This window comes from Sulfurovum sp. (genome assembly GCF_041562805.1).
Classification (GTDB): domain Bacteria; phylum Campylobacterota; class Campylobacteria; order Campylobacterales; family Sulfurovaceae; genus Sulfurovum.
The window spans coordinates 1-5294 of record NZ_JBFFOH010000166.1; the positions used below are offsets into that span (position 1 = coordinate 1).

Below are 5294 nucleotides of genomic sequence, written 5' to 3' on the forward strand. Positions count from 1 at the left end.
AAAAATAAAAAATAAGTTCAATATCACTATCCCTTTTTGGAAAGATAGTTTAGATGAATGTTTAAAAAAGATGGGAGAAAGAAGATAGATGAAGAATATATTATTAACAGGAACAGCAGGATTTATAGGGTCGAACTTTGTTCCATATTTCTTGGAAAAGTACCCTGAATACAATTTAATTAATTTAGACTTGCTCACCTATGCAGGTAACCTGGAAAACTTAAGTGAATGCGAAAGTGATCCACGATACAAATTTATCAAAGGGGACATCTGTAACCGTGAACTGGTCGAGTTTATTTTTACCGAATATGATATTCAAGGAGTTATCCATTTTGCAGCTGAATCTCATGTAGATAACTCCATTAAAAACCCAGGTGTGTTTATAGAGACTAATGTAAATGGAACTTTTACGCTTTTAGATGTAGCCTATAAGTATTGGATGGATAAACCTTTTGCCTATAAAGATGAGTACAAGGGTTGTCGTTTTCATCACATTTCCACTGATGAAGTCTACGGTACATTAAATGAGACTGACCTCTTTACCGAAGAGACGCCTTACGCTCCTAATTCTCCATACTCGGCTTCAAAAGCATCAAGTGACATGATTGTACGTAGCTATCAAGAGACTTACGGAATGAATACAGTGATCACCAACTGTTCAAACAACTACGGTCCTAAACAGCATGATGAAAAACTTATCCCAACTATTATAAGAAAAGCACTGGCAGGAGAAGCTATACCTATTTATGGTGATGGAAAAAATATTCGTGACTGGCTCTATGTATTAGATCACTGTAAAGGGATAGATTTAGTTTATCATACTGGTAAAGAGGCCAATGTCTATAACATCGGTGGAAGAAATGAAAGAACTAACCTTCAAATTGTAGATGCCATCTGTACTATTCTTGATGAAAAAGTTCCAAAAGAAACTTCGTATAAAGAGCTTATTACATTTGTTGAAGATAGAGCTGGTCATGATAGAAGATATGCTATTGATGCAACAAAGTTAGAAACTGAACTTGGATGGAAGGCGGATGAGAACTTTGATACAGGAATACTAAAAACGGTTGATTGGTATTTAAATAAATATAAGGAAGCAAAGTGATAACAAAAGAACGATTGACCCACCTTCGTCAACTAGAAGCAGAATCCATCCACATTCTACGTGAAGTTGCAGCAGAATTCACCAATCCCGTTATGATGTATTCAGTGGGTAAAGATTCGTCAGTTATGTTACATCTTGCGATGAAAGCTTTTGCTCCCAGTAAACTTCCTTTTCCTCTTTTACATGTCGATACTCTCTGGAAATTTAAAGAGATGATCAAGTTCCGTGATCAGCGTGCCAAAGACCTTGGATTTGATCTCATCGTTCACTCAAATCCTGAAGGTATCGATATGAATATCTCTCCCTTCGAACACGGATCTAAAGTCCATACAGATATTATGAAAACACAAGGACTCAAACAGGCACTCAACGCAGGCGGATACGATGCCATAATCGGTGGAGCACGTCGTGATGAAGAGAAATCCCGTGCCAAAGAACGTATCTTCTCTTTCCGTGATAAACACCACAGATGGGATCCAAAAAACCAACGTCCAGAACTTTGGAATGTTTATAATACTGCTCACCAAAAGGGTGAAAGCGTACGTGTCTTCCCGATTTCTAACTGGACAGAACTTGATATCTGGCAATATATCTACCTTGAAGATATCAAAATACCATCACTCTATTTTGCAAAAGAACAACCTGTCGTAGAATATGAAGGTACGAAGGTACGTGTGGATGATGACCGTATGCCAGAAGTACTGCGTAAAACAGCCAAAAAAGAAATGGTGCGTTTTAGAACTCTAGGTTGTTACCCGCTTACCGGGGCTATCAACTCCACAGCAACCACACTGCCAGAGATCATCAAAGAGATGCTCCTCTCAACAAGCTCTGAGCGTGAAGGTCGCCTCATCGATAAAGACCAAGAGGGTGCCATGGAACTGAAGAAAATAGAGGGGTACTTTTAATGGATATCATCAACTACCTGAAAGAACATGAAAACAAAGACATGCTCCGCTTTTTAACCTGCGGATCTGTAGATGATGGTAAAAGTACACTCATCGGCCGTATGCTCTATGATTCAAAGATGATCTTTGACGATCAGCTCTCAGCAGCTGAAAGCGAAAGTAAGAAATACGGAACCACCGGTGAGAAGATCGACATGGCTTTGCTTGTGGATGGTCTCCAAAGTGAAAGAGAACAGGGTATCACCATCGATGTTGCATACCGTTTTTTTGCAACAGAGAACCGCAAGTTCATCATTGCTGATACTCCGGGTCATGAACAGTACACAAGAAACATGGTGACAGGTGCTTCGACGGCAGATGTAGCAATCATCCTTATCGATGCACGTAAAGGTATCCTGACACAGACACGTCGTCACAGTTTCATCGTAAGCCTACTTGGTATCGAACATGTCATCGTAGCCATCAACAAGATGGACCTGGTAGATTTCTCTGAAGAAGTTTATAATGAGATTTCTAAAGCCTATGGGGCACTGGCTGATGAACTGGGTATCAAAAACACCTATTATATCCCTGTATCTGCACTAGATGGTGATAACGTGGTGGATAAAAGTGAAAAGACACCTTGGTTTGATGGCAAGCCCATGCTGGGATTACTGGACAGTATGGATATCAGTAAAGAACAGAAAGCAGAAGACTTCAGGTTCCCTGTACAGTATGTAAACCGTCCAAACCTTGACTTTAGAGGGTTCTGTGGCACGATCGCTGCAGGATCCGTAAAAGTAGGTGATGAGATCACAGTATTGCCATCAGGCAAAACAACCAAGATCAAAAGTATCATCAATGCGGGTGACATCACTGAAGACAACAGAGAAGTCACAACTCAAGAGGTGTATGCTCCTATGGCAGTTACACTTACCACTGAAGATGAAGTAGATATTTCCCGTGGAGATATGATCGTACATACACACAGCCTTCCTTCAGTTTCCAACAACCTTAAAGTGATGCTGGTATGGATGGATGAAAAACCGATGCAGATCAACCGAAGCTATGACATCAAACGTGCCACATCAGTGGTGACAGGAAGCTTCGAAAAGATCAACTATAAAATAGATGTGAACACTTACGAAAGAACACAGGTCAAAGAGTTAGCACTTAATGACATAGCCTCTTGCAGAATGGTACTTACTCGACCTATCGCTTCTGACTCTTATCAAACAAATCGTTTAACAGGTAGTTTTATTGTTGTGGATCGGATCTCTAATAACACTGTAGGTGCAGGGATGATCGTGGGTTTAAGCAGACGTGATCTGGGAGTATCAACTAAAGAGTACAGTGATGCAGAAAAAGAACTCAATGCCTATGTCAGAAAACACTTTCCAGAGTGGGATTGTAAAGCTGTTTAATGTATAAAGAGACAAACAAACGTTCTATCGTTAAAGGTATTAGCTGGCGTATAGTGGCAACCACTACTACCATCATTATCGTCTATCTCTTCTTTGGAAGACTGGATCTTGCAATTGCTGCAGGAATGATAGAAACTGTACTCAAGGTAGGACTTTACTGGGCACATGAAAGAGCCTGGTTTAAGATCCAATGGGGAAGAAAGAAGATCGAGCCTTTTAACCTCTGGTTTACAGGATTGCCACTGAGCGGTAAAACAACCATAGCAGATAAAGTCTACACTGAGCTGGAAAAACTGCATATCCCTATCGAGAGAATAGATTCCAAAGATATTCGTGATCTTATACCAGGTATTGGATTTACCAGGGAAGATCGTAATCGTCATATGTATCGTATAGGAAATTTAGTCCGTACATTACAGAAGAATTCCATCTCAACAGTGGCATCGTTTGTCTCTCCGTACAAAGAGTCACGTAAAACCATTCGTAAAATGGTGAAAAACAATATCGTTGTCTATGTTAAAGCAGACGTTGAAACCTGTCAAAAACGTGACTATAAAGGTAAATATGTAAAAGCATTGGCAGGTGAACTTAAGAATTTTCCTGGTGTCAATGATGTGTATGAAGAACCGCAGCATGCCGAGATCGTGATTGATACAGATCAACTGAGTGCTGATGAAGCGGTAGTAATAATTGTAAAGTATGTAAAGAAGCATTATGTCAAATAAAAATATTGTCTGGCATGATCATCATGTCAGTAAAGAAGAACGTGCAAAGATCAAAGATCAAAAATCTTGTATCCTATGGTTCACAGGCTTAAGCGGTTCAGGTAAGTCGACCATCGCCAATGCGGTAGAAAGTAAATTATTTGAATTGAACAAACATACCTATCTGCTTGATGGAGATAATGTGCGTATGGGACTTAATAAAGGTTTAGGATTTTCTGATGAAGACCGTATTGAGAATATTAGACGTATAGGTGAAGTTTCCAAACTCTTTGTGTATGCTGGAACTATAGTCCTTACAGCATTTATCTCTCCTTTCCAGGAAGACCGTGATCAGGTGCGTACATTGGTAGAAGAAGATGAATTTATTGAAGTGTTTATTGATACACCTTTGGAAGTCTGTGAGAGTAGAGATCCAAAAGGACTTTACGAAAAAGCACGTAAAGGTGAGATAGCAAACTTTACAGGGATTTCTTCTCCCTACGAGGCGCCTGTTAAACCTGAGATACATATTGTAAATGATAAAATAAGTATAGAAGATGTGACACAACACATTATAGATTATTTAAAAGATAGAGGATATTTACATGCTTGATAAGATAGATCTAGAGGTCGTAGTAGCTATTGCCAAAGAAGCGGGTGATGCCATTATGGAGATCTATGATAAAGATTTCACTATTGATTATAAAGATGACAAATCACCATTAACTGAAGCAGATACAAAATCAAATGAAATTATCTGTGAGGCACTAAAAAAAGCATATCCTGAAATTCCTTTACTTTCGGAAGAGAATAAAGAAGTACCCTATGAAGTAAGAAAAGATTGGGAATACTACTGGTGCATAGATCCTATCGATGGGACAAAAGAATTCATTAAGAAAAACGGTGAGTTTACGGTAAATATTGCTCTTATTCATAAAGACACACCAGTACTTGGTGTTGTCTATGCTCCGGCATTAGGTGATATGTATAAAGCTAAAAAAGGTGATGGTGCTTTTAAAAATGGACAGAAACTGCCTTTAGAAGTCAATAAAACTCCTGAGAAGTCATTAAGAGTGGTTGCATCTAAGTCTCATCTTTCTGAAGAGACACAAGCTTTTATAGATAATGTGGCAAAGAGTACGGAAAGTATTGAACAGGTTTCAAAAGGATCTTC

6 protein-coding genes are annotated in these 5294 nt (G+C 39.0%); all 6 read left to right on the forward strand.

Translation table 11 applies throughout. The features are described 5' to 3' along the window. Positions 1-88: 88 nt before the first annotated feature. Complete coding sequence (gene rfbB, locus ABYK33_RS13530) at positions 89-1105, forward strand: dTDP-glucose 4,6-dehydratase (RefSeq protein WP_373033803.1); 1017 nt, start codon at positions 89-91, stop codon at positions 1103-1105. Next, positions 1102-2013, forward strand: coding sequence for a sulfate adenylyltransferase subunit CysD (cysD, locus tag ABYK33_RS13535; RefSeq protein WP_373033804.1), 912 nt, complete (start codon positions 1102-1104; stop codon positions 2011-2013). Before rfbB ends, cysD begins: the two co-directional genes overlap by 4 nt. Continuing rightward, positions 2013-3416 carry a sulfate adenylyltransferase subunit CysN gene (gene cysN, locus ABYK33_RS13540; RefSeq protein ID WP_373033806.1) on the forward strand — a complete coding sequence of 468 codons (1404 nt, stop codon included), beginning with the start codon at positions 2013-2015 and terminating at the stop codon, positions 3414-3416. Before cysD ends, cysN begins: the two co-directional genes overlap by 1 nt. Then, positions 3416-4141, forward strand: coding sequence for an adenylyl-sulfate kinase (gene cysC / locus ABYK33_RS13545; RefSeq protein ID WP_373033807.1), 726 nt, complete (start codon positions 3416-3418; stop codon positions 4139-4141). The genes cysN and cysC (ABYK33_RS13545) overlap by 1 nt, the downstream gene beginning before the upstream one ends. Continuing rightward, a complete protein-coding gene (gene cysC, locus ABYK33_RS13550; protein ID WP_373033808.1) occupies positions 4131-4733 on the forward strand; it encodes an adenylyl-sulfate kinase in 603 nt (200 codons plus the stop codon). The genes cysC (ABYK33_RS13545) and cysC (ABYK33_RS13550) overlap by 11 nt, the downstream gene beginning before the upstream one ends. Continuing rightward, positions 4726-5294: 3'(2'),5'-bisphosphate nucleotidase CysQ (locus ABYK33_RS13555; RefSeq protein ID WP_373033809.1), on the forward strand; the 569-nt coding region annotated here is incomplete at its 3' end. The genes cysC (ABYK33_RS13550) and ABYK33_RS13555, both read left to right, overlap by 8 nt.